General features: G+C 63.6%; 22 protein-coding genes. 15 read left to right on the forward strand and 7 right to left on the reverse strand.

Features of this window, described 5'->3' with window-relative positions; all coding sequences use genetic code 11:
• Nucleotides 1-23: 23 nt before the first annotated feature.
• The 9 genes from soxY to OVA12_RS14570 all read left to right on the forward strand — a co-directional run bounded on the left by soxY (nt 24) and on the right by OVA12_RS14570 (nt 9,057).
• On the forward strand, nt 24-443 hold the full coding sequence (gene soxY, locus OVA12_RS14530; RefSeq protein ID WP_268138511.1) for a thiosulfate oxidation carrier protein SoxY: 420 nt from the start codon (nt 24-26) through the stop codon (nt 441-443).
• Between the two features lie 27 nt (nt 444-470).
• On the forward strand, nt 471-800 hold the full coding sequence (soxZ, locus tag OVA12_RS14535) for a thiosulfate oxidation carrier complex protein SoxZ (protein WP_268138513.1): 330 nt from the start codon (nt 471-473) through the stop codon (nt 798-800).
• A gap of 35 nt (nt 801-835) precedes the next feature.
• A complete protein-coding gene (soxA, locus tag OVA12_RS14540) occupies nt 836-1,705 on the forward strand; it encodes a sulfur oxidation c-type cytochrome SoxA (RefSeq protein WP_268138515.1) in 870 nt (289 codons plus the stop codon).
• 221 nt (nt 1,706-1,926) lie between these two features.
• Entirely contained in the window at nt 1,927-3,612 is a 1,686-nt protein-coding gene (soxB, locus tag OVA12_RS14545; RefSeq protein ID WP_268138516.1) for a thiosulfohydrolase SoxB, read from the forward strand.
• Between the two features lie 22 nt (nt 3,613-3,634).
• Nucleotides 3,635-4,906, forward strand: coding sequence for a sulfite dehydrogenase (gene soxC, locus OVA12_RS14550; protein WP_268138517.1), 1,272 nt, complete (start codon nt 3,635-3,637; stop codon nt 4,904-4,906).
• Complete coding sequence (locus OVA12_RS14555) at nt 4,890-6,047, forward strand: c-type cytochrome (RefSeq protein ID WP_268138518.1); 1,158 nt, start codon at nt 4,890-4,892, stop codon at nt 6,045-6,047. The genes soxC and OVA12_RS14555 overlap by 17 nt, the downstream gene beginning before the upstream one ends.
• Before the next feature lie 6 nt (nt 6,048-6,053).
• On the forward strand, nt 6,054-6,758 hold the full coding sequence (locus tag OVA12_RS14560; RefSeq protein ID WP_268138519.1) for a c-type cytochrome: 705 nt from the start codon (nt 6,054-6,056) through the stop codon (nt 6,756-6,758).
• Nucleotides 6,759-6,820: 62 nt separating this feature from the next.
• Complete coding sequence (locus OVA12_RS14565) at nt 6,821-8,083, forward strand: NAD(P)/FAD-dependent oxidoreductase (protein ID WP_268138520.1); 1,263 nt, start codon at nt 6,821-6,823, stop codon at nt 8,081-8,083.
• 62 nt (nt 8,084-8,145) lie between these two features.
• Nucleotides 8,146-9,057 (forward strand): MBL fold metallo-hydrolase, encoded by a 912-nt coding sequence (locus OVA12_RS14570; RefSeq protein WP_268138521.1) that lies wholly within the window; start codon nt 8,146-8,148, stop codon nt 9,055-9,057.
• A gap of 27 nt (nt 9,058-9,084) precedes the next feature.
• Here OVA12_RS14570 and OVA12_RS14575 read toward each other — a convergent pair whose 3' ends face one another.
• Nucleotides 9,085-10,158 carry a YeeE/YedE family protein gene (locus tag OVA12_RS14575; RefSeq protein WP_268138522.1) on the reverse strand — a complete coding sequence of 358 codons (1,074 nt, stop codon included), beginning with the start codon at nt 10,156-10,158 and terminating at the stop codon, nt 9,085-9,087.
• A gap of 149 nt (nt 10,159-10,307) precedes the next feature.
• Between OVA12_RS14575 and OVA12_RS14580 the strand changes: the two genes are divergently transcribed.
• A complete protein-coding gene (locus tag OVA12_RS14580) occupies nt 10,308-11,696 on the forward strand; it encodes an HD-GYP domain-containing protein (RefSeq protein WP_268138524.1) in 1,389 nt (462 codons plus the stop codon).
• Between the two features lie 85 nt (nt 11,697-11,781).
• On the opposite strand, the gene OVA12_RS14585 is transcribed toward OVA12_RS14580, so the two are convergent.
• From OVA12_RS14585 to OVA12_RS14595, 3 genes are all read right to left on the reverse strand, one after another.
• Complete coding sequence (locus OVA12_RS14585) at nt 11,782-13,512, reverse strand: hypothetical protein (protein ID WP_268138526.1); 1,731 nt, start codon at nt 13,510-13,512, stop codon at nt 11,782-11,784.
• Nucleotides 13,513-13,784: 272 nt separating this feature from the next.
• Nucleotides 13,785-15,650 carry a CHASE2 domain-containing protein gene (locus tag OVA12_RS14590; RefSeq protein WP_268138527.1) on the reverse strand — a complete coding sequence of 622 codons (1,866 nt, stop codon included), beginning with the start codon at nt 15,648-15,650 and terminating at the stop codon, nt 13,785-13,787.
• Nucleotides 15,647-16,066, reverse strand: coding sequence for a FecR domain-containing protein (locus OVA12_RS14595; RefSeq protein ID WP_268138529.1), 420 nt, complete (start codon nt 16,064-16,066; stop codon nt 15,647-15,649). The genes OVA12_RS14590 and OVA12_RS14595 overlap by 4 nt, the downstream gene beginning before the upstream one ends.
• Before the next feature lie 297 nt (nt 16,067-16,363).
• Here OVA12_RS14595 and OVA12_RS14600 point away from each other — a divergent pair, with 297 nt between their 5' ends.
• The 3 genes from OVA12_RS14600 (at nt 16,364) to OVA12_RS14610 (ending at nt 19,926) form a co-directional block, all read left to right on the forward strand.
• Nucleotides 16,364-17,065, forward strand: a complete 702-nt coding sequence (locus tag OVA12_RS14600; RefSeq protein WP_268138531.1) for a Crp/Fnr family transcriptional regulator — start codon at nt 16,364-16,366, stop codon at nt 17,063-17,065.
• A 132-nt stretch (nt 17,066-17,197) separates the two neighbouring features.
• Nucleotides 17,198-18,046 carry a calcium-binding protein gene (locus OVA12_RS14605; protein ID WP_268138533.1) on the forward strand — a complete coding sequence of 283 codons (849 nt, stop codon included), beginning with the start codon at nt 17,198-17,200 and terminating at the stop codon, nt 18,044-18,046.
• Between the two features lie 233 nt (nt 18,047-18,279).
• The gene (locus tag OVA12_RS14610; RefSeq protein WP_268138535.1) at nt 18,280-19,926 is read left to right on the forward strand and encodes a thiamine pyrophosphate-binding protein; all 1,647 of its coding nucleotides are present in this window, start codon (nt 18,280-18,282) and stop codon (nt 19,924-19,926) included.
• Nucleotides 19,927-19,950: 24 nt separating this feature from the next.
• On the opposite strand, the gene OVA12_RS14615 is transcribed toward OVA12_RS14610, so the two are convergent.
• Both OVA12_RS14615 and OVA12_RS14620 read right to left on the reverse strand, forming a co-directional pair.
• Nucleotides 19,951-20,460, reverse strand: coding sequence for a DUF302 domain-containing protein (locus tag OVA12_RS14615; protein ID WP_268138536.1), 510 nt, complete (start codon nt 20,458-20,460; stop codon nt 19,951-19,953).
• Between the two features lie 53 nt (nt 20,461-20,513).
• Nucleotides 20,514-21,737: a YeeE/YedE family protein gene (locus OVA12_RS14620; protein ID WP_268138538.1), complete on the reverse strand. Its 1,224-nt coding sequence runs from the start codon at nt 21,735-21,737 to the stop codon at nt 20,514-20,516.
• A gap of 237 nt (nt 21,738-21,974) precedes the next feature.
• On the opposite strand from OVA12_RS14620, the gene OVA12_RS14625 reads away from it, so the two are divergent.
• Together OVA12_RS14625 and OVA12_RS14630 are read left to right on the forward strand one after the other, a co-directional pair.
• Nucleotides 21,975-23,375 (forward strand): tetratricopeptide repeat protein, encoded by a 1,401-nt coding sequence (locus OVA12_RS14625; protein WP_268138540.1) that lies wholly within the window; start codon nt 21,975-21,977, stop codon nt 23,373-23,375.
• Nucleotides 23,376-23,431: 56 nt separating this feature from the next.
• Entirely contained in the window at nt 23,432-24,640 is a 1,209-nt protein-coding gene (locus OVA12_RS14630; protein ID WP_268138542.1) for an OpgC family protein, read from the forward strand.
• A gap of 272 nt (nt 24,641-24,912) precedes the next feature.
• Here the strand turns inward: OVA12_RS14630 and OVA12_RS14635 are convergent, their stop codons facing one another.
• On the reverse strand, nt 24,913-25,413 hold the full coding sequence (locus OVA12_RS14635; protein ID WP_268138544.1) for a hypothetical protein: 501 nt from the start codon (nt 25,411-25,413) through the stop codon (nt 24,913-24,915).
• Nucleotides 25,414-25,581 lie beyond the last annotated feature (168 nt).

Raw genomic sequence — 25,581 nt, forward strand, 5'->3', positions numbered from 1 at the left:
TGCCTGGTCTCATGGAGATGAAAATGGAACTCTCAAGACGCGATGCACTCTTGTTCGGCCTCGGTGGTCTTGCAGCAATCGTGCTGCCCGGCGCCGCTCTGGCCGCCAAGGTTGATGAACTGACCGCCGCTTTCGCCGGCAGCGCCGCTCCGTCCGACGGCGGGATCACATTGACTGCACCGGAAATCGCCGAGAACGGCAACACCGTTCCCATCGAGGTCGATGCGCCTGGCGCGGTCGCGATCATGCTTCTGGCTGCGGGCAATCCGGAACCGGCAGTTGCGACCTTCAAGTTCGGCGCTGCCGCAGGGTCCCAGCGGGCCGCAACCCGTATCCGCCTCGCCAAGACGCAGGATGTCATCGCGCTGGCAAAGATGGCGGACGGATCTGTCCGCAAGGCGCAGGCAACGGTCAAGGTCACGATTGGCGGCTGCGGCGGCTGACCGGCGGCGGATGCAAGGAGACGAGATATGGCAAAAGACGCAAAGCCCCGCGTGAAGGTCCCGAAATCGGCCAAGGCCGGCGAGGTCGTCACGATCAAGGCGCTGATCAGCCACACGATGGAATCGGGTCAGCGCAAGGACAAGGATGGCAAGCTCATCCCGCGGTCCATCATCAACCGGTTCACCTGCGACCTGAATGGCGAAAACGTCGTCGACGTTGCCATCGATCCGGCCGTGTCCACGAACCCCTATTTCGAATTTGACGCCAAGGTCGCGGCAGCCGGTGAATTCAAGTTCACCTGGTACGACGATGACGGTTCGGTCTACGAGGACGTGAAGCCGATCGAAGTCGCCTGATCACGACGCGCCACAGAACTCTGGGAGGAGAGCTTATGCAGCCGCGCAAGATCGCATTACTGGCCGCTACGGTTGCCTTGGGCTGTTCAGTCCTCGGGTCCGCGCTGGCCGACCCGGTCGATGACACGCTGAAGGTGGAAACCGACGACGGCGTCATCGAGTTCGTGACCAGGGCTCCGGCCCCTGCGCATATCAAGGATGCCATGGACACGATCTATTCCGGCTGGCTGTTCCGTGAGACCGAGACACGGGACCTTCAGAAGGATGACTTCGACAATCCGGCCATGGTCTTCGTCGACCGCGGCATGGATGCCTGGAACAAGGCTATGGGCAAGAACGGCGAGTCCTGCGCCGGTTGTCACCAGGGGCCGGAGTCGATGGCCGGTCTTCGTGCCGTCACCCCGCGCGTTGATGCCAAATCCGGCAAGCTGATGCTGGTCGAGGACTACATCAACGGCTGCGTGAAGGAGCGTATGGGCCTTGAGGCATGGGGCATGACGTCTGACAAGATGAAAGACATGCTCAGCCTCATTTCCATGCAGTCCCGTGGTCATGTCGTGAACATCGCCATTGATGGTCCGGCGCAGTCCTACTGGGAAAAGGGCAAGGAAATCTACTACACCCGCTATGGGCAGCTGGAGATGTCCTGCGCCAATTGCCATGAGGACAATTATGGCAAGATGATCCGCGCTGACCACTTGTCCCAGGGCCAGATCAACGGGTTCCCGACTTATCGTCTGAAGGATGCAGGCATGCTGAGCGCGCAGCAGCGCTTTGTCGGATGCGTCCGCGATACGAGAGCCGAGACCTTCAAGGCCGGGTCCGACGAGTTCAAGGCGCTTGAGCTCTATGTGGCCTCGCGCGGCAACGGGCTGTCTGTCGAGGGCGTTTCGGTCCGGCATTGACGAAGACAAGTCCGGCGGACGCCGCTACCGGCGCTGCGTCCGGACTTGAGAGAAGACAAAGGGATTGAGCACTCGCGGCGGCTCCGTTTCGTCGAAAGTGCTCAATCATCCGGTTGCCGCAGATGCGGCAGCCGCCACCAAGCACCGATTGATTGATGCAGGCATTGGCAAACGTGCTGCGGCGCGACGGCCGAGCCATGTCCGCAAACCCGGAGATCAGGATGATCACCCGCCGCGAATTCCTGCAGGCCTCCATGGCCCTCGCCGCGATCACGGGAACCGATGCCTTTGGTTCCTGGTCGCGCCTTGCCGCGCAGCAGACGCTGACACAGGACGATCTCCTGCGTTTCGATGACTTCGGCAATGTGACGCTCATCCATGTCACCGACATCCATGCCCAGCTCAAGCCGATCTGGTTCCGCGAACCGGAGATCAACATCGGTGAGGCAAAGGGCGTCGTGCCGCATCTGACCGGCACGGACTTCCTGTCGAAGTTCGGCATTGCCAAGGGCTCGGCCGATGCCTACGCGCTGACCTACGACGACTATGTCGCGCTGGCCCGCAGCTATGGGCGCATGGGCGGCATGGACCGGGTTGCGACGGTCGTGAAATCCATCCGCGCCGCGCGTCCGGACTCCCTGCTCCTGGACGGCGGCGACACCTGGCACGGGTCCATGACCAGCTTCCTGACCAAGGGCCAGGACATGGTCAATGTCATGAACGCGCTGGGCGTTGAAGCCATGACCAGCCACTGGGAATGGACCTACGGCACGGATCGGGTGAAGGAAATCGTCGAAACGTTGCCGTTCCCGTTCCTCGGCGCGAACATCTTTGATGCCGAGTGGGACGAACCGGCGTTCGAACCCTACAAGATCTTTGAGCGCGGCGGCGTGAAGATCGCGGTGATTGGGCAGGCGTTCCCCTACATGCCGATCGCCAATCCGAAGTGGATGTTCCCGGAGTACTCCTTCGGCATCCGTGAGGAACGCATGCAGGAAGTCGTCGACGAGGTCCGGGCCGCAGGCGTCGATCTCGTCGTCTGTCTCTCGCACAACGGCTTTGATGTCGACCGCAAGATGGCAAGCCGCGTCAAGGGCATCGATGTCGTCCTGACGGGCCACACCCACGACGCGGTGCCGGAGCCGGTGTTGATCGGCGAAACCATCCTGATTGCCTCGGGATCGAACGGCAAGTTCGTCTCCCGCATCGACCTGGATGTGCGCGACGGCCGCATGATGGGATACCGGCACAAGCTCATCCCGATCTTCTCCGATGTCATCAAGCCGGATGCCGACATGGCGGCCCTGATCGACAAGGAGCGCGAGCCCTTCAAGGCGCAGCTGGAAGAGAAGATCGGCACCACAGACAGCCTTCTGTATCGGCGCGGCAACTTCAACGGCACCTGGGACGACCTGATCTGCGATGCCATCCGCTCCGAGCGCGACGCGCAGATCGCCATGTCGCCTGGTGTGCGTTGGGGCACAACGCTGCTGCCGGGCGACGCCATCACGCGCGAGGACATCCACAATGTCACCTCGATGACCTATGGCGCCTGCTACCGCACAGAGATGTCTGGCGAGACGATCAAGACGATCCTCGAGGACGTCGCCGACAACATCTTCAATCCGGATCCTTACTACCAGCAGGGCGGCGACATGGTACGTGTCGGCGGGCTGGCCTATGCGATCGATGTGTCGAAGCCGATTGGCGAACGCATCTCCAGCATTGCTCTTGCGGACAGCGGCGAGGCCATCGAAGCGGGCAAGACCTACACGGTGGCCGGCTGGGCGAGTGTGAACGAAGGCACGGAAGGGCCGCAGATCTGGGACGTGATCGAAACCCACGTGCGCAAGATCGGCACCGTGCAGCTGAAACCCAACACATCGGTCACCGTGACCGGCATCTGAGACGACCCAAGGAGAGTTCGCCATGACCGACGAACCTGTCAGCCAATCGCGCCGCGGCTTCCTGCGTTCAACGGCTCTCGCCGGCGCAGGACTTGTCGCCGGGGCCGCCTCCGCGCGTGCTGCAGCTGGCCCGGATCCCAAGATTACGGAAGTCCAGGACTGGGCATCAAGCTTTGGCGATGCCGTTGATGCCGCGCCCTACGGCATGCCCATCCGGTTTGAATCCCACGTCGTCCGCCGCAACGTCGAATGGCTGACCGAAAGCCCGGTCTCGTCGATCAACTTCACGCCCATCCATGCGCTGGAAGGCACGATCACGCCGCAGGGCTGCGCCTTTGAACGGCACCACTCCGGCGCAATCGAACTGAGCAAGCAGGACTTCCGGCTGATGATCAACGGGCTGGTCGAAAAGCCGCTCGTCTTCACTTTCGAGGATCTGCTGCGCTTTCCCCGTAGCGTGACCACCGCCTTCTGCGAATGCGCGGCCAATGGCGGCATGGAGTGGGGCGGGGCACAGCTGGAAGGCTGCCAGTACACCCAGGGCATGATCCACAACATGGAATACACCGGCGTCCCGCTCCGGCTTCTGCTCGAGGAAGCGGGCGTGAAGCCGGAGGGCAAGTGGGTCTATGCCGAAGGCGCGGACGCCAGCTCCAATGGCCGTTCGATGCCGCTGGAAAAGGCCATGGATGACGTGATGGTCGCCTTCTTCGCCAACGGCGAGGCGCTGCGCAAGGAACATGGCTATCCGGCCCGTCTGGTTGTTCCCGGCTGGGAGGGCAACATGTGGGTCAAGTGGCTGCGCCGCATTGCGGTCTACGACCAGGCTGTCGAAAGCCGCGAGGAAACCTCGAAATACACCGACCTGATGCCGGACGGACGGGCCCGCAAGTGGACCTGGGTCATGGACGCAAAGTCCGTCATCACCTCGCCCTCGCCGCAGGTGCCGGTCCGTCATGGCAAGGGGCCTCTGGTCATCACCGGCCTCGCCTGGTCCGGCAACGGCCGCATTACCCGCGTGGATGTCTCGCTGGATGGTGGGGTGAACTGGCAGCCGGCGCGCATATCGGGCGATGCAAAGCCGAAGGCGCTGACCCGTTTCCACCTCGATATCGACTGGAACGGCGAGGAAATGCTGCTTCAGTCACGGGCCATGGATGACACCGGATATCTCCAGCCGACCAAGGACGAGCTGCGCAAGATCCGGGGGCTGAACAACGTCTATCACAACAACGGTATCCAGACCTGGTGGGTCAAGGCTGATGGGGAGGTCGAGAATGTCGAAGTTGCCTGAGTTCCGCCTGACCGCAGCGCTGGTTGCTTCGGGCCTCATGCTCGGCAGCCTTGTCACCCCGGCCATCGCCGGCAAGCTGGGCCTTGGCCGCGAGGCCTTGCCCGAGGAAATTGCGGCCTGGGACCTGTCCGTTCTCCCGGATGGCAAGGGTCTGCGTCCGGGTTCCGGCGATGTCGCCACCGGTGAGGAAGTGTTCGCCGAAAAATGCGCCGCATGCCATGGCGAGTTCGCCGAGGGTCTCGACAGCTGGCCTGTGCTGGCCGGCGGTGAGGGCAGTCTGACGGACCGCCGCCCGGTCAAGACCATTGGCAGCTACTGGCCTTATCTCTCGACTGTCTGGGATTACGTCCACCGGTCGATGCCCTTTGGTGCTGCGCAGACGGTCTCAATCGATGAGACCTACGCGATCACCGCGTTCCTGCTCTATTCGAACGGGCTCGTCGAAGATGATTTTGTCCTGTCGCATGAGAACTTCACCGACGTGAAGCTGCCGAATGCCGACGGCTTCTATCCCGACGACCGGCCACAGACCGAGTATCCGCTGTTCACCAAAGAGCCCTGCATGTCCAACTGCGTGGCTCCGGTGAAGGTCACCAAGCGGGCTATCGAGCTGAACGTCACCCCGGAAGACTCGGACGGACGCCCGGCCGGCAGCCTGCCGCCCATCGGAGCGCAGCCTGACAAGGCCGAAGCGCCAGCCGTTGTTCCCCCTCCCGCTGAAACACAGGTTGCGGCGGCTTCACCGGCACCTGCCGCCGCTCCGGCGCAAGCCCCGGCTCCGGCGGCAACGCCTGCACCGGCCTCCGTCGCCACTGCCGATCCGGCCCTGATCGAAAAAGGCATGACCGTCTTCAAGAAATGCGCTGCCTGTCACAAGGTCGGCGAGGGCGCCAAGAACGGCACCGGACCTGTGCTGAACGGCGTGGTCGGGGCCAAGGTCGGTGCTGTCGACGGCTTCAAGTATTCCAAGGTGCTGCTGGATGCAGGGGCGGGCGGAATGGTCTGGGATGCCGCAACGCTGGATGCCTACCTGACCGACCCCAAGGGCTTCCTGCCCAAGAACAAGATGGCATTTGCCGGGATCAAGAAGGAAGACGAGCGTGCGGCGGTGATTGCCTATCTGGCAAGTTTAGGGAAGTAAGCGATGATGCCGCGCCTTCTCCTCACGGTTGCGATGGTTCTCGGCCTTTCGGCCGGGGCCGTCCAAGCGGACACAATCGGAGATCCGGTTCGTGGGGAGCAGCTGTTCAAGCGGGATTGCGCCGCCTGTCACCAGCTGGGGGAGGGCGCTGTCAACAGGGTCGGGCCACAGCTCAACGGCGTGTTCGACCGGCGTGCCGGAACGATAGCGGACTTCAGCTATTCCAAGGCCATGCACCGGATGGGAAGCGACGGTCTGACCTGGACCCTGGAAACCCTGGACGCGTATCTCGCCAACCCGCGCAGCCTCGTGTCGGGAACCCGCATGAGCTATCGCGGCATGAAGGACCAGGCGGATCGTCAGGCGTTGATGGCCTTCCTGCGGCAATGGTCGGACAAGCCGCAGAACATCCCGGAGGCATCGCCAACGGCCCGGCCTACGGTCCCGGAGCTCGACCCGAAGATCCTCGCGATCCAGGGCGATCCGGCCTATGGCGAGTACCTTTCTTCGGAATGCACCACCTGCCATCAGCGGGATGGCTCGGATCAGGGCATTCCTGCAATCACCCGCTGGCCACAGGATGATTTCGTGGCCGCGATGCATGCCTACAAGCAGAAACTCAGGCCCCATCCGGTCATGCAGATGATGGCAAGCCGGCTAACAGACGAGGAAATCGCGTCGCTGGCAGCCTATTTCGCGGCACTGGACTGAGCACACGGCGAGGCGCGGAGAAAACCGCGCCCGGAATGGAACAAACTCCGGAGGAACAGCCCATGACACTGAATCGCAGAAGCTTTCTTGCATCGAGTGTGGCCGCAGCCGGGGTGCTCTATGCGCCCATGGTGTTCGGTCAGGCAAAGCCGAAGGTTGTCATCATCGGCGGTGGTGCCGGAGGCGCTACAGCTGCCCGCTATCTCGCGAAGGACAGCAAGGGCGCCATCGACGTCACGCTGGTCGAAGCCAATCCGATCTACACGACCTGCTTCTTTTCCAACCTCTATATCGGCGGGTTCCGGGACTTCGAAAGCCTGCAGCATGGCTACGACAAGCTGGCGGGTGGCGGCGTGACCGTCATCAACGACCGCGCAATGGCCGTCGACAGAGACGCCCGCACCGTCACCCTGGCCGGCGGCAAGGTGCTGTCCTATGACAAGCTCGTTCTGTCGCCCGGGATCGACTTCAAGGACGGCGCCGTCCCTGGCTGGAGCGTTGCCGATGCCGAGGTCATGCCGCATGCCTACAAGGCAGGCCCGCAGACGCAGTTGCTGAAAAAGATGATCGAGGCAATGCCAGCCGGCGGCACCTTCGCAATGGTTGCCCCGCCGAACCCGTATCGTTGCCCTCCTGGCCCTTATGAGCGCATCAGCATGGTGGCTCATCTCTTGTCGCAGAAGAACCCGACCGCCAAGATCCTGATCTTGGACCCCAAGGACAAGTACTCGAAGCAGGCCCTGTTCGAGGAAGGCTGGGCAAAGCACTATGACGGCATGGTCCAATGGATCGGACCGGAGTTCGGCGGCGACAAGGTCGAGGTGCGGCCGAAGACCATGGAGGTCGTCGTTGACGGTGAAGTCCAGAAGGTCGACGTCTGCAACGTGATCCCCGCGCAAATGGCCGGCGCCATCGCCAAGGTGGCAGGCGTCACCAATGACGCTGGCTGGGCGCCTGTCGATCCCGCGACGATGCAGTCCAAGGTGGACAAGAACATCTGGGTGCTGGGCGACAGTTCGGCCCAGGGCGACATGCCCAAGTCCGGCTTCTCGGCCAACTCGCAGGCCAAGGTCGCATCGATGGTCATCCGCGCCGAGCTGACAGGCTCGAAGGTTTTCCCGGCCAAATACTCCAACACCTGCTGGTCGCTGATCGCGCCTGACGATGGCGTCAAGGTCGGTGCCTCCTACGAGCCGACACCGGAAAAGATCGCCTCGGTGACGAGCTTCATCAGCCAGACCGGCGAGGATGCCGCCCTGCGCAAGGCAACCTACGAGGAGTCGCTCGGCTGGTATGCGGGCATCACCGCCGACATGTTCGGCTGACCGTTCCTCCCCACTGCCGGGCACCCTCGCAAAGGTGCCCGGTTTCTTTTTTGGAGCTCCAGATGCTGACCCGCCGCCACTTCATCCTGTCTGCCACAGCGTCCTGCCTTTCGCTGCCCGCCTGGAGAACTTGGGCGACCACGACCTTGAAGGCAGGCAACATCACGCTCGACACGGTTTCTGACGGAAATCTGGTTCTGCCCCAGGGCTTCATCTTCTCAGAACTGCCTGCCGCCGACGTTGAAAGGCTCAAGAAAGAGTTCGACCTCGCCGGCGACACGCTTGCACCGCCCTGCAACGTCACCCTGCTGCGCGACGGAACCAACACTGTTCTGTTCGATGTCGGAGCCGGGCAGGACTTCCAGTCGACGGCCGGCAAGCTGCCGGAAGCGCTCGGAACGCTCGGCCTGTCTGTCGAGGACGTCACCCACGTGGTGTTCACGCATGGCCATCCCGATCATCTGTGGGGGCTACTCGATGAGTTCGATGAGCCGCTGTTCCCCAATGCCAGCTTCCTGATGGGCGAACAGGAATTCGCCTACTGGACCAATCCCGACACGGTGAACAGCATCGGCGCCGAGCGCAGCACGTTCGCAGTTGGTGCCGCGCGCCGCCTCGCCGTCATCGCCGACAGCATCAAGCTGCTTGGCAACGACGACAAGCCGGTCGATGGCGTGACCGCCCGGCTCACCCCGGGACACACGCCCGGCCACCTTGCCTTCGAGATCGACACGCCGGAGGGCCCGGTACTGGTCGTCGGTGATGCCATCGGCAACCATCACATGGCCTTTGCCTATCCCGGCAGCCTGTCCGGCTCGGATCAGGATCCGGCGCTGGCGGCAAAAACACGCCTTGCTCTGATGGATCAGCTTGCCTCGGCGAACACCCGGCTCATCGGCTTCCATCTTCCGGAGGGCGGGATTGGCCGCGTCGTCCGGGACGGGGCCGCCTATCGCTTTGCACCGCAAGCCTGACCACAGGCAGTCAGCCGGAACGCTGGCCTATTGCGCGGCGACGCCAGCTTGCCGGATCACACGTTGATCGACCAGCGCATCGGTTACCACGGCACCGACCCACATGGCGGTCAGCGCCAGCCATGCGGTGGCGACGAAAATCGAGCCACCCGTCACGCCCGCCCCGATGGCGCAACCGCCTGCGAGCATCGCGCCAAAGCCCATCAGCGCTGCGCCGGTCAGGGAGCGGCGCATCTGGCTCTCGCCCTCGAAGCCCTGGAACTGGAACTGCCGCCCGACGAGCGAGGACAGGAAGGCCCCGATGAAGACGCCGGGCACCAGTCCGACGTCGAACCCCAGGACAGAGGAATCCTCCAGGAAGAACATCAGCGTATTGGCCGAAGGACCAGAGAATGTCGCAGATGTCACGGTTTGCGGTTCGAATGAAACCTGTGCCAGCGAATAGGTCAGCACCCAGCCAAGCGCGATGGCAAAGCCGATGATGGGCGCAAACAGGAGGTTGGCCCAGCCGAGACTGTTCTGGCGGGCAATACGCAAGGCGATGACGGCCGTGACGCCGCCAAGTGCCAGTCCGCTCCAGGGGGGCAGGGACAGGCTTGCCAGCAAATCGACATTCTGCCCCCCGGGCGTTACCCACAATCCGGCCAGCCATTGCCGCAGCGGGGCAAGCAGTCCAAACAGCGACATTTGCGCGACCACGGCAAAAACCAGACCGGACACCAGCGAACGAAGATTGCCCGTTGCGGCCAGAACCAGCAGGCGTCCGGAACAGCCGCGCGCCAGCACCATGCCCGCACCGAACAACAACCCGCCAATGATCGCGCCGGACCAGGAACCGGTCACCGCCATCATGCGTGCCTCGCCGCTGTCGAACAGGCCCAGCATCTCGGCTCCCTGAACCAGGATGAGGGCAGCCGAAAAGGTCAGGAGCCAGACCGCCATGCGTGGCCCGAGTTGCCCGCGGGCGAATTCGACGGTCGCGGCACGCAGGCAAAATGAAGACCTTTGTGCAGCAACGCCGAAGGTCAGTCCGGTGACAAGTCCGAACAGGGCTGCAAGCCGGCCCTCGTCCAGGTATTCGAGCAACAGGGTGACGTCCATGGTGTAGCCTCCACAGCTGCCATTATCCCCTTACGGCAGGCGATGCCTTGATTTGTATCAGACGTGCCGCAAGGAAACACCATGCCCGGCCGCCAGTTCACCTGACTTTAAAGGCCGCTTGGTAAAAGCAACCGCAAAAGGCGGGTGTCATGGTCAACAGTCATTATCTGCAACAGGTCAACGCGGCGCGTCCGCAAACCTTTGCCCTGGCCGAACTGCTCGGATCGCTCAGCTACGCCCTCGACATGACGGAAGGCCAGCCGGAGGGACATTGCATCCGCTGCTGCTACATCGGCATGGCGGTGGGGGCTCAGCTCGGCCTGTCGCAGGACGCTCTGGCCGATCTCTATTACACGCTGCTCCTGAAAGACCTTGGGTGCAGCAGCAATGCCGCGCGCATCTGCGAGCTCTATCTGGCCGATGACATCAGCTTCAAGCGCGATTTCAAGATCATCGATGGCTCGCTCAGCTCTGCCCTGCGCTTTGTGTTCCGCAAGACCGGATTGAAATCCGGCCTGTCGGAGCGGATCCGGGCCATCGTCCATATCCTGCAGAATGGCGGCGAGATCGTCCGCGATCTGATCGAGACGCGGTGCCATCGCGGTGCTGACATTGCTGCCAAGATGCGCTTCTCCGCCGCCGTCCAGGACGGTATCCGCTGTCTCGACGAGCATCATGACGGCTCTGGCAAGCCGCTGGGCTTGAAGGGCGATCAGGTCCCGGTCGCCTCGGCCATTGCCCTTCTGGCGCAGGTCGCCGATGTCTTTCAGCTGGAACAGGGCCGTGACGCGGCCTTGCGGGAAATCCAGGCGCGGTCGGGATCATGGTTTGCCCCTGCCATCGCCGCGGCATTTGCTAAGGCCAGCGAGGATCCGCAATTCTGGCGGGACCTCAACCGGACTGACCTGCCGGAGCTGGTGTTTGCGATGGAGCCGGCCCGCCGGTCGCAGCCGGTGGATGCCGACTACCTTGATGAAATCGCCGAAGCCTTTTCGGATGTCGTCGACGCTAAGAGCCCCTACACCTCCGATCATTCCAACCGCGTCACGCTGTACACCGATCTGATCGCCGAAGAGCTTGGGCTGGGCGCCGATCACCGGCGCTGGCTGCGCCGGGCCGCTCTCCTGCATGATCTCGGCAAGCTGGGCGTCAGCAACCAGGTGCTCGACAAGCCCGGCAAGCTCGACGATGCCGAATGGAGCGCAGTGCGTGCGCATCCGCTGGCAAGCGAGACCATTTTGGCCCGCGTGTCCGCCTTTGCGGATATTGCCTCGGTCGCCGGCGCTCACCACGAGCGGCTCGATGGCAAGGGCTATCCGCGCGGCCTGAAAGGCGACGAAGTCTGTCTCGAAGCCCGGATCCTGACGGTCGCGGATGTGTTCGATGCCCTGACCGCAGCGCGGCCCTATCGCGGCCCGATGCCAATCGCCGAAGCGCTCGCGATCCTCGACAGGGAGGCCGGATCTGCCTTCGACCCCACCTGCATCGCAGCGCTCAAGACAGGCCTTGCCCGCCTCGATGCCGCGGTGGCAGCGTAAGGCCGCCCGCCGCGCCGGGTGAGATGTCCCTCATTAAATATGGGAGCAGTGCCGCAGCCCATTTAAGAGCTGCGGCACGCGATCTTTATTTGGCCCGCGGCGGCCAGATCTCGCCGACAAGGCCTGACTTGGGTTCACCCAGCAGCGGCGACTTCAGGGCGTGGACGCCGTTCACCGAGAACAGCCAGATGATGTTGCGGTCATACTCGACGAAGGCGGCAAAGCTGCCGTTCTCGAACGTGTAGTCCGGCATCTCGGTCTCGGTCGGGAAACGCGGCACGTAGTAGCCGGCGATCTTCGGTTCCAGCGGATTGCTGACGTCAAAGAGCTGCAGGCCGGCGTTGTAGAAGGCATAGGCGACAAGGCCGTCGCGGCCGTGCCCGGGCTGGTTGGTGCCGGACCGCTTCGGGCCGAAGCTGCCCTTGCGCTGGCAATAATCCTTGAAGCCCGCCTCTGCCGGCGGGGTCGGCCGCGGGAACTTCGCCGCCACCTTCAGCTCCGATGGTGCCTTTGCATCGATCACCAGGATGTCCTTGTAGGGCTCGTAGCAGTTCGAGTTCATCGGGTAGCCATTGGCAAAGACATAGCCCGTACGGCCAAACTGGCTCACATCGGCATTGTCGAACTCGGTGCCGGCAAAGCTCGGCAGCGTGTTCACCTGGCCGAGGATCGCCGGCTTGTCCGGGTTGCTGATGTCGAAGCTGTAGAGCCCGAGGCCGCCCATTGCGCCGAAGGCGATGGTGCCGCCGGCTTCCACCGGCTTCGGCAGGAACGGTGCCATGCGTGAACCCATCCACGACGTGCGGTTGCCCGCGCGCGGGTTCATTAGGAACGCTGCTTCGCTGGCCGCATCCCCGACCACCTGTCCGGGCACGGTGATCTGCGTGACGAACTGCGGATCGGCCGGGTCCGACATGTCCCACACCTGATAGCCGGGGGAATGCAGATAGTCCGGATATTCGGTGAGCGCATGGGCATCGTCCGGCGCGGCGGACAGGAACATGTACTTGCCGCCGTTCCAGGCCACCGCATCCAGCGAGCCGGAGCCCTGCTGTTCGCCGATCGGGGCCTGCGGATTGACCCGGTCGGTCGTGCGGGTGGCGATCAGTTTCCAGTCGCTGGGCAGCGGGCCATTCATCTCATAGACCTTGAAGCCCTTGAGCGAATTGTAGTTCCGCAGCGCTGCCACCTGGTCCGGCTGGGTCCGCTTGTTCTCCAGAAGACCGTAGCGCCCGATCTCGTAGGACGCGACGGCGACGTTCTTGCCGAGCGTCTTGCTCCAGGCAAACGTCAGTCCGCCCCAGTAATTCTGGACCGTTTTCGCATCCCATTTCTCGCTGGAGCCATCCGGGCCCCACACCCCGCCTTCGGAGTAGACGACCGTCGCCTTGGCCGGATCGGTTACGTCCAGCACGCGGATATAATCCCGGTCGTGCACATACATGAACCGCTTGCCGTCGAAATCGGCCACTTCCACCCAGGCATGGAACGGGGAGCTGACATGCGGATAGAAGGCAATCGGTTCGACGTTCTTGCTGTAGCTCTTGTCGTCCCAGCCTTCGATCTGGCCGGGGAAATTCGGGCTGCTTCCGAGCGGTGTTGCCTTCGGCGCGCGGAAGCTGCCGTCAGGCTGCATGCCGTAATCCACCCCCGGCACCGGGGCAGGCGGGGCCTTGTCATAGGTCAGGTCCTGCCACTGCCGCAGATAGGGATCGCGGATGTCGATCACGGCAGGGGCATTCGAGCCGCCGCCGGCCGCAAGGCAAGACGTCGCGGTCAGGGCCATGAGCGCGCAGCCAGCGAAAAGATGTCGCATGAGCAAAGAAGTGTCCTCCCAGAAATCGTCGACCTCCGAACACCCGGTGGGGGGACGTCCGGAGGCAGAGCGCAGGCCGGGGGCATCTGGCGTTCGACGCGCCTGCCAGCCCGGCGGAGCCCGACCGCGATCGCCCTTCTTTTCGGGGCAGCCGTCGCGGATCAGGGCGTCCTGAGCCAAGTGGACATGGATTATATATAAGACACAATCACGATTTATCGTATGAATTCATATTGAAATTCGTATGAATCTGGCTTGTGTCAGCTTGCAGGTTACGGCTGGGTGAGGGCGGCAATGTCCGCCGCCGTCCATAGGCCCACCACCATCGCCTGTTGCCGTCCCCGGATCGAAACCGTCTCGATGCGTGGGGCCGGCGCCAGTTCGGCAAAGGTCAGCCGGGCCGCATCGGTCAGGGTCGCGGAAGCGGTAACCGCGGCCTCAAAGCCCTTGCCGACTTCCATCAACCGGCTGGCAACATTGACACAATCGCCTGTAACGGTGATCTGCTGCTGGTCCTCGTGACCAAGGCGTGACAGCACGACAGGCCCGCTGTGAGCGCCGACCCGCACCGTATTTGCCTCCCCGCTCAGTCCCGTTCCGGAAAACCAGGCGCGGGCTTCCCGCGTCAGGGCAAAAGCGCATCGCATGGCGTTTTCCGCGTCGTCCGGCCGGGCATCGGGCAGGCCAAAGCCGATCATCGCGCCGTCGCCCATGAAATTCAGGACAAGGCCGTTGTGGCGGCCTGATACATCCACGACCAGCGTGTGGAACGCCTTCAGGAACTCCCGTGTCTTGCCTGGGCCGAGCCTTTCGCTGAGGCCGGTGTAGCCGGACAGGTCGATGAAAAGGATCGCTGCGTCCAGCTCCACCGGCTCGCGCAGGAATTCCGGGTCTTCCGCGATCCGCCGGGCGAGAGCCGGGGCCTGGAACCGTCCCAGCGCCTCGCGCGCCGCCAGCAGCTGCCGCATCTGGTGCCGGTCAAACATCTGCTTCACGATGGCAACAGCCGCCACCGGTGGCAGGCTGGCGGCCAGAGGCAGCGCCCCGCTGAACCAGAAGCCCTTCGAATAGGCCAGTGTCACGAACGCCAGCCAGCCAGCGAGAAGCAGCAGATAGATGATCGACGCTATCGCCATCGGAAACAGGGAAAATGCCGCAACGCCGAGCACCACCAGGACAACCGCAGCGACGATATCCAGCTGGCGGAGCTCGGGTGATCGGATCAGTGCCGAGCCATCCAGCAGGTTGGCCGTTCCAGTTGCCAGGACTTCGACGCCCGGCAGCACCTGATCGAACGGGGTGCTGAAGCGATCCCCGACCGCAGTTGCGGTCACGCCGAGGAACACCAGCTTTCCGGCCAGCTTCGGGCGTTCGCTTTCCGCCGCTCCGGATGCCTTGAGGAGAGGCCGCGCGCTGACGGTCCTGATTGTCCCGGCCTGACCATAGTAGTTCAGTGGCAGATGCCAGCCGAGATCAAGCGGCTTGAGGATCCCGTTGACCCGGATGCCGTCCTTTGCAAGCGAAGGATCCTGTCCGGTGAACAGCCCTGTGGCGCGCAGGGCGAGCGCAGGAGCCGGGCCCTGCTGCGTCGCGAAAACCAGCGGCATGTGCCGCGGCGTGCCACCGGCATCGGTCGCAATGTTCACGAGACCGACGGCGGCTGACTGCGCAAACAGCGGCAATGGCCGCAGCACATCCACCGTGCGCGGAACGGACGAGGCGGCCTGTGCCCCGGTCGCAAAGCGGCCGGCCGCCGCAATCACCGTCGGCAGGGACCCGAGCGCCTTGGCCAGCCTGTCATCGGCCTCGGGGTTTGTCTGGTCAATCAGCAGCATGTCGATGGCAAGCGCCTTCGCACCGCCATCCCGGATGCCCTCGACAATCTCCGCCAGTTGCGCCCGGTCGACGGGATAGCGCCCGGTTACAGACAGGGTCGCGTCGTCAACCGCGACGATGACGACCTCGTCCGGCGCCGCTCTCGGCCCATGCGTCAGGATCCTGAGGTCGAGCAGCATGGTCTCGGCCCGGTCCAGGCTGCTGGCCACCCCGGAGAGATGCCCCTGTCCCAGCCACACGGCCCAAAGCGCGCCGCAGAGAACCGCGACGCCCATCAGCCACAGCGGCAGGCGTGATCTCATCGACCGAAACGGGCGAGCAGCCGGGCTGCCTTTTCAGCCGGCCAACGCTTCACTTCCAGCGCCGCGCCGGGGGTCACTTCGACACCCTGGCCAGGCCCGAGGGTGACGGGACCGGCGCTGGCGCCAGCCGATGCGCCAACGGCCACTTCACCGCGCACGACGAAGACCGATGTCTTGCTGCCGTCCACGTCGACCGCATAGATCGTGCCACGCACCGAGGCGATGGCATGGGGCGTCAGGATCTGGAACGGACCGCTCCCGGTCGGCAGCTCGACCAGAACCGCGTCGCTGGTAAGGCTCACCGCCGTCGGCCTTGCATTGGTAGCCGGCGCTTCGATTGTCAGTTCACTGGCCGCTTCCGCCTCGATGACGAGACCGTTGCCGCAGGTGTAGACCACCCGGGCGGGATTGCTCATCTCGGTTTTGACGCAGTCGCCGGCGGCCTGGGCATGGCTTGTTTGTGGGGCGATCACAAATAAAGTTGCGGCAGTAATCAGTGTGGTGAAGTATCCGTTTGGCATATCAACTCCATTTGGCGTTCCAGCCATCGATCAAAAACAATATCAAACCTCACGACCTTATGATGAAATTCCGGCAGCTGTCGAGCCTGCGTTGGGCCTTGGCTTGTGCGGGCCTTGTGCCCGTCCCCGCCAGATACATGGCCAGCTGCCCCACCCGACGCCCCCGCCCCGTTGCAAGCGAAAGCCAGACGCATGACCGACCTTGAAACGTTGAAGAAGCAGAAGCTGCTGGACCAGAGCTTCATTTTTCAGGCGCTGGATGAAGACGGGCGGCGCGAACTGTCGGCCATCGCCCACATGCGCCGCTATTCCGCCGGGGATGTGATCTTCACCATGGGGGCGCCGGGACACAGCATGATGGCCATTGCCGAGGGGCATGTGCGCATCAGCATGCTGTCGCCCACCGCCCGCGATGTCACGTTGACTGATCTTGGTCCCACCGATGTGTTCGGCGAGATCGCGCTTCTCGATGGCAAGGAGCGTTCTGCCGATGCGCGGGCGCTGACCAATTGCAGCCTCGTCGTGCTGGAGCGCGCGGCCCTGTTCGAGTTGCTTCAGCGCAGCCCCAGGCTGTCCGTGCGGCTGATCGAACTGCTGTGCGAACGGATCCGCCGCTCGGATGAGCGGATGATGGAGATCGCGTTCCTCGACCTGCCAACGCGCATGGCGCGCATGCTGATGCGCGTCACCGTCGCTTCGCCCGGCACGCCGGCGCGGCCCCTGACCCGGTTGTCGCTGTCACAGACCGAGATCGCCAACATGATCGGCAGCTCGCGGGAAAACGTGAACCGCTGCCTGCGCAAGTGGCAACGCGCCGGGGTGGTTGACCTCAAGGAGGGCTGGCTCATCGTGCTGGATCGCGCGCGTCTGGAGCGGCTTTCCGCGCTCGACTGACGGGACAGCGAAAGCGGCGCGGCGCGGCCGGTTTGGCCAGTGACCAACGTCACAGGTGTCCATGCATGGGCGTTGCTAGGGTCTGGTCATCGGCGAACAACAGCGTCGCCCCCAACCCGAAGGAACCCGATCATGACCCCGATCCTCCAGACCAGTCCCTTGGCCAGCATCAATTTCGACAATGTCGTCATCGTGCATGAGGATGCCCTCCGTGACGGCTTTGAAAACCTGACCTTCAACGCAGACACCTACACGGCGCTCCAGTTCATCGAGTTCAACGGCCAGCGCTTCGACTTCACCCGCGATCTGTTCGTCAACGGCCGTGGTGGCAACGACAAGATCACGACCAGTGCCGGCGACGACGTCGTCCATGGCGGGTCGGGCTCTGACACGATCATCACCGGCAAGGGTAATGACGAACTGTTTGGTGGCTCGGGCAACGACCAGCTTGATGGCGGTGCCGACAATGACCGGCTCGTTGGTGGTTCCGGCAATGATGTGCTGAAGGGCGGTTCCGGCAACGACCGTCTCGCTGGCGGCACGGGCAACGATACCCTCGAAGGCGGCAGCGGCGATGATTTCCTGACGGGCGAAACCGGTACGGACACGTTGACGGGTGGTCAGGGCAAGGACAGTTTCGTGCTCGGCCTGAACCAGGGCGTCGATACGATCACCGACTTCACCATCGGCCAGGACAAGCTGTTCCTCGATCAGTCGATTACCTCGAAGCTTGCCCACGCGCCCTTGTCGCCGGAATATGACATTGCCGGATCTCTGGTGAACTTCCGCTCCGACATCGGCCTCTACACGGGTGGCCGCAGCGATGGTGCGGCGGAGCTGGTGTTCGACCAGACGACGCAGAAACTCTTCTTCGATGCCGATGGCATGCTGGGGGCAGGCGCGGCCGTGGAACTGGCCCAGCTCGTTGGCGTCTCACATCTCACCGCTTCTGACTTCACGTATTTCCCGGTCGCCGTCTGAACCTGATCCTCTGCCCCTACCGCGACGCGGTGGGGGCACGAGCGCGCGCGGGAGGCATTGCCTCCCCTTGTCTCGTTCACGCTGGCCCTGCGGTCGATAACGCCGGCGTGAGATTGCAGGGAGTGGATCTCCGGGCAACTTGATTTGTAACTCTCGGGACCTGTTGCGAAAGTCTGGCTTCCTTTGAACGAGCCGATCCCCTGCTCGTTCCGCCCGAAAAGAGCCGCCCAAGCATGCCGACACCAAATCTGCCAGCCACGGGCGCCGACCTGATCGCAGCCAAGCTTCATCAGGCAGGCTGCCGTTTTGCCTTCGGCATTCCGGGCGGCGAGGTTCTCGCCCTGATGGGGGCGCTCGAGACGGCCGGCATCGGCTTCCATCTGGTCAAGCACGAGAATGCCGGTGGCTTCATGGCCGAGGGGGTTTGGCATGCGCAGGCGAGGTCAGGTCTAAATGTGCCCGGCGTTCTGCTCGCAACGCTCGGTCCCGGCGCGGCCAACGCCATCAATGTGGTTGCCAATGCCTGGCAGGACCGGGTTCCACTTATCTTCCTGACGGGCTGCGTCCCGGCGGATGACGCAGAAACCTACACGCATCAGGTCTTCGACCACCAGCAGCTGCTGCGTCCGGTCGTGAAGGCAAGCTTCCGTGCCGCCCCAGGGGCCTTGTCGGTGATGATGGACAAGGCGATCCGTATCGCACTGGAGGGGCAACCGGGTCCCGTGCATATCGATGTACCGATTTCCGTAGCGGAGGGTGCGGCCGGCGAGCCGGTCACCGGGCCAGCCCCCCGGCTGCGCCCCTCCCAGATGCGCGCGTTGGGTCCGGAACTTGATGCGGCTCGGCAGCTGTTTTCTGCCGCCAGCAGGCCGCTCGCGATTGCAGGCGTTGATGCCGTCAATGAAGATGCGGGCGCGGCAATCACTGACTTCTGCCGCACCTTCGGCGTGCCTCTGGTGACAAGCTACAAGGCCAAGGGCCTCCTGGACGAAACGGATCCCCTGTCACTCGGCGGTGCCGGTCTGTCGCCGCGCGCCGATGCATTGCTTTTGCCGCTGGTGCGCCAGTCGGACTGCATCCTTCTGCTCGGCTATGACCCGATCGAAATGCGGATCAACTGGCGCAACCCCTGGGCTGCCGATGCCCCCGTCATCGAGATCGCTTCGGTTCCGCGCAACCACGGCATGCATGCGGTCCGCCATCTCCTGGGTGGCGGTGTTGCGCCCGTCCTCGCTGATCTTGCGGCAGGACTTGAGCCAGGAACAACCTGGCCGGGCCGTGAGCCGGCCGCAGTGCGGCGGCAACTGGATGCCCTGTTCGCCGTGACCGAAACCGGTTTTGGTCCGGCCACCGTATTCGCCACGCTCCGCAAGGTGCTGCCCGATACCACGGTCGCAACGGCTGACAGCGGCGCACATCGCATCCTTGTGTCCCAGATGTGGCGCACCGGATTGTCGCGAGGGATGCTGCAGTCCTCCGCCTTGTGCACCATGGCCTGCGCGCTGCCGCTGGGTATTGGTCATGCGCTTGCCGACCCCTCGCGCCCCGTCGTCGTGTTCACCGGAGACGCCGGGCTGGAGATGGGGCTTGGCGAACTGGCAACCCTGCGTGATCTGGGACTGCCGGTGCTGGTGTGCGTCCTGGTGGACGAAAGCCTTGCGCTGATCGAGCTCAAGCAACGGGCAAATCAACGTGCCAACGTCGGCGTCGATTTCGGCGGGACTGATTTCCCGGCCGTTGCCCGCGCGATGGGCGGTCATGGTGTCTGGATCGACGATGCGGAGACGCTCGCGGCAGAGGCGCAGGCCGCTTTGGCGCGAACAGGCTTTACGCTGCTGGCCTGCCGCATTGGCCGGCGCGCCTATGACGGCAAGTTCTGACCTCAACCCGAACAGCGGCGGAGCTTACTCCGCTGCTGCCTTGCCGATCGTCTCGAACACACCGTCCAGCTCGCGGCCAAGGATTTCGAGCGCGGCTCCCCCTTCTTCAAGATAGGGCGAAAAGACAAAGCTTGGGGTTTTCCAGGACAGGATCGCAGTCCCGTCCTCCTGCTCGCTCACATAGAAGCGGATCGGTGCTTCGATGCCCGCCGCAGTGCTCGCGGACAGCATGCGGCGGGCATAGTCGTTCCGGTAGACACCGAAGACCTTGTTGCCCGGGATCTTGATCCCTTGTGCCGCTGCGCCGTCGGAGGCACTTGCCTGTGTGACAAGGTTCATGCCGGACGCCTTGATCGACTGGTCTAGTTTCTCGACAAGCTCCGGAAAGCTGTGCCGCGTCTCGATCACCCGCCAGCCAGGCCGCTCGGAAATGCCGGCTGAAAGGGCCGGACTGGAGACGGCGGAGAAGCTGGCTGTCCAAGCCATCACAAGCAGGATCAGCGGCAGGTAACGAGTGGAGCGGGATCGGGTCACGTCATTTCTCCAGGCAGCCGGACTGCGGCAAGTAGGTTGGGGGAGGGATTGGATCACGTCACGCCCAAGCGGCGCCGCAGGGCAACGCCGGTTAAGCTGCCGGCGAAGGCAAAGCCGAGCCACAGCCAGCCATGCAGCGAGCCGGAAATGATGCCGCCGACATAGGCCCCGATGTTGCAGCCATAGGAGAGGCGTGCGCCGTATCCCATCAGCAGGCCGCCGGCGAGGGCCGTTGCGATGTCTTGTATCGACAACCGCCAGGCCGGGTGGAACCGGCCTGCCAGAGCTGCTGCGGCCATGGCACCCAGCATGATGCCGAAATCCATGACAGACGTGCCATCGGTCAGAACTGGCGCATCGAGCGCCTGTCTCTGCCCGCTCCAGTAGTCCCATGCGGCGACATCGACGCCGCCAGCGGCGAGAATTTTTGCGCCCCACAGCGCGAAGGCCGAGGTGATGCCCCAGGGCCGTCCAAGAACAAGCAGCGTTGCTACGCCAACTGCGGCGAGGGCCACGGCCCCTTGGCGGCCAGACCAGGGACCGGACAGGATCGAGCCGGCCTGACGATCGGGTTGCAGATGGCCATGGCGGCGCTGTTCGGCCCGATTTGCGAGGGCGATCAGGGCGCCCCCTGCCAGCAGGGTCAAGGCAAGCGTCGGGCCGACACCGAATTCCACGACAAGCGACAGCGGGGGAAGCGACGGTAGGCCTTGCCAGAATGACCAATGGGCAGTCGCCGCGACGGAGCCGGCGACGAACGCGAACAAGGTGATGAGCATCCGCGTCGAGCCACCACCCGCCGCAAACAGCGTCCCCGACCCGCAGCCGCCAGCAAGCTGCATTCCGATGCCGAAAAGGGCGGCTCCCAGGGCTGATCCGAGGCCAAACGGGAAGACGAAACCACCGGCAGCGATCCCGATGGACTGGCCCCAGCCAATAAGCGGCACGGTGCAGGTGACGGTAAGCGCGATCATCAAGGCCTGTGCACGCAGCCCGTCGGCCCGCCGGTCCACGATGAACCGGCGCCAGCCGGAGGTGAAGCCGAAGCTGGCGTGATACAGCGCAAACCCCGCTCCGGCACCGATCAATGCTGCGCCGGCGAGACGAACTCCGCCGAAGTTGCCTGCGGTCACGGCGATCACAAAAGTCGTGATCACCGCAAAGGCAAGCGGCACGAGGATGCGCGCCGTGTGGACCGGGTTCCCACCCGTTGCCGGAACGACGCGCCGGTCGTGCTTGGTGGAGCCGGCCTCGACATGCTTGTGGCCTTCGGTCATGACCGATCCTGTTCCTGCGTTTTACAAGGCCGTGGGCCATTTCCCTGCCTCAAGGGCAGTCGTCGTTGCAGGCCATCGCCTGATTGCTCTAGTCCGATGATACCGCTGCGGCAGAGTTCGCGGACTACACATGCATGACAAGACTTTGTGTGTTGCACGTCATTGGCTGGCTTCGGACACTTTGGCTTGCCGGAGCGTTCCCGTTCGCCCGTGCCGCCAGCAACGAGATCCCGTGCCATGCCACTCATCGACAGTTTCGGTTACCCGTTATCCCTTAGTGATGAAGCTGCGCTCGGTCACTGGACCGAGACGGTTCGCGCGTTCCTTGCCCATTCCAGCAAGACCCCCGTTCATCTCGCCAGAACAGTCGAGTTGGCTCCGGACTTTGCCCTGGCGCATGCAGCGCATGGGCTGTTCTGCATGCTGCTCGGCCGGAGGGAGCTTGTTTGCACGGCAGAGGACGACTGGTGCCGGGCCTCGGCGGGCCAGCAGCGTGTCGGCGCCACGGAGCGGGAGAGGGCGGTTATTGATGCCCTGCGTGACTGGCTTGACGGCCGGCCATCGCGCGCGGCCAGCCGGCTTGACCTGATGCTGGCGAGCTATCCCCGCGATGCGCTGCTGATGAAACTCGTGCATGCCATCCGCTTTGTCCTTGGCGACAGCGTCGGCATGCGCCGGTCACTCGCAACGGTGAGCGGCGCTTATGACAGCGGTCATCCGGCCTATGGTTACATGCTGGGCTGCCAGTCTTTTGCCCTTGAGGAAACCGGCGACTACGCTGAAGCCGAGAAGCTCGGCCGCGATGCCTTGCAACACGCGCCGGATGACGCCTGGGGCCTGCATGCTGTGGCGCATGTGCTTGATATGAACGGACGCTCCGACGAGGGCCGCATCTGGCTCGAGACCAACACCGCAGCCTTCGCCCATTGCAACAATTTCCGCTTCCATGTCTGGTGGCATCTGGCCCTGATGTATCTCGACCAGGGCAACGTCGACCGGGTTCTCGCCCTCTACGATCAGGAGATCCGCGCCGAACGCACGGATGACTACCGCGACATTTCCAACGCTGCCTCACTGCTGGTCCGCCTTGAAATCGAGGGTGTTCACGTTGGCGGCCGCTGGGAGGAACTTGCCAGCCTCTCCGAAGCCCGGGTCAACGACCACTGCAATGTCTTCGCCGACCTGCATTACATGCTGTCGCTGGTCGGGGCGGATCGCCGCAGGGCGTCAGACCAGATGCTCGCCTCCATGTCCGCCCATGCCGAGGAGCCGACCGACATGGGCCGGATTGCCGGGGCTGCCGGGGTGCAGGTCGCTCTGGGACTGGAGTCCTACCGCCTTGGCAATTTCTTTTCCGCGTATCGGCATTTCACCGAGGGCAGGCGCAACCTGCGGGACATCGGTGGCAGCCATGCCCAGCGGGATGTCTTCGAACGGATCGCCATCGACGCGACCATGCGTGCCGGAATGCCGGAGGAGGCCGAACAGCTGTTGCGCGAGCGCATTGCGCTGCGGGGGGCGACGGATCGCTTCTCGGCCGAACGTCTCGAACAGGTGACGCGCATGGCCCGGCGGACGGCCCTCATGCAGAACCCCCGGCTTCGTGCCGAACCACAGCGGGCGGTCTGGGGCAATTGATGATCGATGCCTCGCCGCGCGTGGCGTCACCGGGTGACAGTCTGAAAGAAGCTCCTATGAACATGCAAAGGCCCGTGCCGCGTCTGCCCAAAGCGCCGCGTGATCCGCGTCTGGACTTCTTTCGCGGCATAGGCATGTTCATCATCTTCATTGCCCATGTGCGGGACAACACATGGACGCTCTGGATCCCGGCCCGCTTCGGCTTTTCCGATGCGACCGAGATGTTCGTCTTCTGCTCCGGCATGGCCTCGGCCATTGCCTTTGGCCGCAGCTTCGACCAGGCCGGCTGGCTTATCGGAACCGCGCGGGTAAGCCAGAGGATCTGGCAGGTCTATTTCGCCCATATCTGCCAGTTTCTGCTCATCGCTTCGGCGCTGGTCGCATTGCAGACAAGCGGCGTGCTGAAGACCTGGTTTGATCTCTCCTTTGACGTCGTTGGAGCTCTCAATCTCTGGCTTCTGTTCGAGCGAACGCAGCAGGCGCTTCCGGGGCTTTTCACCCTGACCTATGTGCCCAATTACTTCGACATCCTGCCGATGTATGTCGTGATCCTGGCGATGATGCCGGTGGTGATGGCGCTGGCCAGGGTCGGACGGGCTGCCGTCTTTTCAGCGATGGTGGCCACGTGGCTTGCGGCTGAATTCGGCTGGCTCGACCTGCCGGCGGAACCCTGGTCCGATCGGTCCTGGTTCTTCAATCCTTTTGCCTGGCAGCTGCTGTTCTTCACCGGCTTCGCCCTGATGCGCGGTTGGCTCCCTGCGCCTCCGGTCCGGCGTGATCTGGTTCTGCTGGCGCTTGCCATCGTGCTCGTCAGTGTTCCGCTTGCCTGGTATCGCATCTACGAAACCGTGCCGGCCCTGCTGCAGCTGCGGATGGCGCTGGAACCGCTCTGGATGAAGACCGGCTTTGGGCTCTTGCGCTATGTCCATTTTCTGGCGCTTGCCTATCTCGCCTGGGTCGCAGTCGGCGAGGGCGGCCGCTATCTGCTTGCCGGCGGTTGGGTTGGACGGGCCGTTGCCGTTGTTCAGAAAGTCGGTCAGCAGTCGCTGGCGGTGTTCCTGGCCAGTCTCGCGGTTGCGCAGGCCGCCGGCATCGCCCGCGATGCGGCGGGCGGTTCAGGACTGCTGGTGGATCTGGTGATGAATCTGGGTGGCATCGCCACCCTGGTGGCGGTGGCTTACCTAGTCGCCTGGTACAAGTCGGAACCTTGGCGCCGTGTGTCAGGCATCGGCGTGTCTCAGTCACACAAGGTGAACAGCCACTGAGCAGCCGGGCCATTCATCCGACCAGTTGCCGTGTGACCTCCGGAGAACTGTTTCTTCTCATGCGCCGGTCCTCGCGTCCCGAAGGCCGGCGCTCCTTTTGTGCTGGCTAGCCCCGCCAGTTTCCTCAAGGCCGGGGCAAAACGTGCCAACCGCCGTCCGCATGGCCCTGCCAAAAATGACGAGCCCCGCCCGCGAGGCCAGTCTGGCTGGAACTCGCGGGCGGGGCATGTCTCATTTCACTGCACGATCAAGCCGCTGACACGACTGCGGGGTCATGCCAGTCCACGCCGCTCAATCAGGGCAAGGACCGCGACCATGACGACCCCGTAAAGCACATGCCCCACAAGCGCGACCCAGGTGATGCCCGTGAAGCCGAGGAACAGCGGCAGGCCCGCAATCGCCGTGATGCCGCCAATCGCAAAAACCCAGAGACCAAAGCCATAGACGGCAGCGGGCAGGATCCACGACGTCTGTCCGATCACCCGCTGCCAGATCGGAGCAAAGATGAACATCCAGCCAATCGGATAGCCGATCAGGCCGACGAGATAGAAATGCACGAAGTATCCGGCGAAGTCGTTGCTTGGAAGACCAAGGCTTTCCAGCAGGCTCTTGGCGAGCCCATGCGGTGAGAGATTGGCAAAGCCAAGACCGGGGCTCACCACCTGGCCCCACAAGTCGAAGGCATTGGTGGCGAAGAAGCCAGAGATGAACATCAGGCCAAGCGTTGCAAACGAGGCATTCGGGAGGGTGGCAGGCAGTCTGTTCTGGGACATCACGAGTTCCTTTCAGGCGCGTTGCAGATCAGGACAAGGCCTCGTCCCGAGGCGCCGGAGAGGCGGTTCGCGCGATGCGAAGTCCCGCCGGCCTGAACTGTTCGTCTTTACTTTCTCTAGGGCATGCCGCCCCGGTCGGCAGTACACAGATGATCGTGCCGATCAAAC

Origin of the sequence: Pannonibacter sp. SL95, assembly GCF_026672425.1 — a bacterium.
Taxonomy (GTDB): domain Bacteria; phylum Pseudomonadota; class Alphaproteobacteria; order Rhizobiales; family Stappiaceae; genus Pannonibacter.

What these genes read in the sequence shown, in the direction of transcription:
- soxA (WP_268138515.1), top strand. Translation starts at nt 836, where the DNA reads ATGCAGCCGCGCAAGATCGCATTACTGGCCGCTACGGTTGCCTTGGGC.
- OVA12_RS14560 (WP_268138519.1), top strand. Translation starts at nt 6,054, where the DNA reads ATGCCGCGCCTTCTCCTCACGGTTGCGATGGTTCTCGGCCTTTCGGCC.
- OVA12_RS14570 (WP_268138521.1), top strand. Translation starts at nt 8,146, where the DNA reads ATGCTGACCCGCCGCCACTTCATCCTGTCTGCCACAGCGTCCTGCCTT.
- OVA12_RS14635 (WP_268138544.1), bottom strand. Translation starts at nt 25,413, where the DNA reads ATGTCCCAGAACAGACTGCCTGCCACCCTCCCGAATGCCTCGTTTGCA.
- soxC (WP_268138517.1), top strand. Translation starts at nt 3,635, where the DNA reads ATGACCGACGAACCTGTCAGCCAATCGCGCCGCGGCTTCCTGCGTTCA.
- soxY (WP_268138511.1), top strand. Translation starts at nt 24, where the DNA reads ATGGAACTCTCAAGACGCGATGCACTCTTGTTCGGCCTCGGTGGTCTT.
- OVA12_RS14565 (WP_268138520.1), top strand. Translation starts at nt 6,821, where the DNA reads ATGACACTGAATCGCAGAAGCTTTCTTGCATCGAGTGTGGCCGCAGCC.
- OVA12_RS14590 (WP_268138527.1), bottom strand. Translation starts at nt 15,650, where the DNA reads ATGAGATCACGCCTGCCGCTGTGGCTGATGGGCGTCGCGGTTCTCTGC.
- soxZ (WP_268138513.1), top strand. Translation starts at nt 471, where the DNA reads ATGGCAAAAGACGCAAAGCCCCGCGTGAAGGTCCCGAAATCGGCCAAG.
- OVA12_RS14620 (WP_268138538.1), bottom strand. Translation starts at nt 21,737, where the DNA reads ATGACCGAAGGCCACAAGCATGTCGAGGCCGGCTCCACCAAGCACGAC.
- OVA12_RS14625 (WP_268138540.1), top strand. Translation starts at nt 21,975, where the DNA reads ATGCCACTCATCGACAGTTTCGGTTACCCGTTATCCCTTAGTGATGAA.
- soxB (WP_268138516.1), top strand. Translation starts at nt 1,927, where the DNA reads ATGATCACCCGCCGCGAATTCCTGCAGGCCTCCATGGCCCTCGCCGCG.
- OVA12_RS14630 (WP_268138542.1), top strand. Translation starts at nt 23,432, where the DNA reads ATGAACATGCAAAGGCCCGTGCCGCGTCTGCCCAAAGCGCCGCGTGAT.
- OVA12_RS14595 (WP_268138529.1), bottom strand. Translation starts at nt 16,066, where the DNA reads ATGAGCAATCCCGCCCGGGTGGTCTACACCTGCGGCAACGGTCTCGTC.
- OVA12_RS14575 (WP_268138522.1), bottom strand. Translation starts at nt 10,158, where the DNA reads ATGGACGTCACCCTGTTGCTCGAATACCTGGACGAGGGCCGGCTTGCA.
- OVA12_RS14580 (WP_268138524.1), top strand. Translation starts at nt 10,308, where the DNA reads ATGGTCAACAGTCATTATCTGCAACAGGTCAACGCGGCGCGTCCGCAA.
- OVA12_RS14600 (WP_268138531.1), top strand. Translation starts at nt 16,364, where the DNA reads ATGACCGACCTTGAAACGTTGAAGAAGCAGAAGCTGCTGGACCAGAGC.
- OVA12_RS14555 (WP_268138518.1), top strand. Translation starts at nt 4,890, where the DNA reads ATGTCGAAGTTGCCTGAGTTCCGCCTGACCGCAGCGCTGGTTGCTTCG.
- OVA12_RS14610 (WP_268138535.1), top strand. Translation starts at nt 18,280, where the DNA reads ATGCCGACACCAAATCTGCCAGCCACGGGCGCCGACCTGATCGCAGCC.
- OVA12_RS14585 (WP_268138526.1), bottom strand. Translation starts at nt 13,512, where the DNA reads ATGCGACATCTTTTCGCTGGCTGCGCGCTCATGGCCCTGACCGCGACG.
- OVA12_RS14605 (WP_268138533.1), top strand. Translation starts at nt 17,198, where the DNA reads ATGACCCCGATCCTCCAGACCAGTCCCTTGGCCAGCATCAATTTCGAC.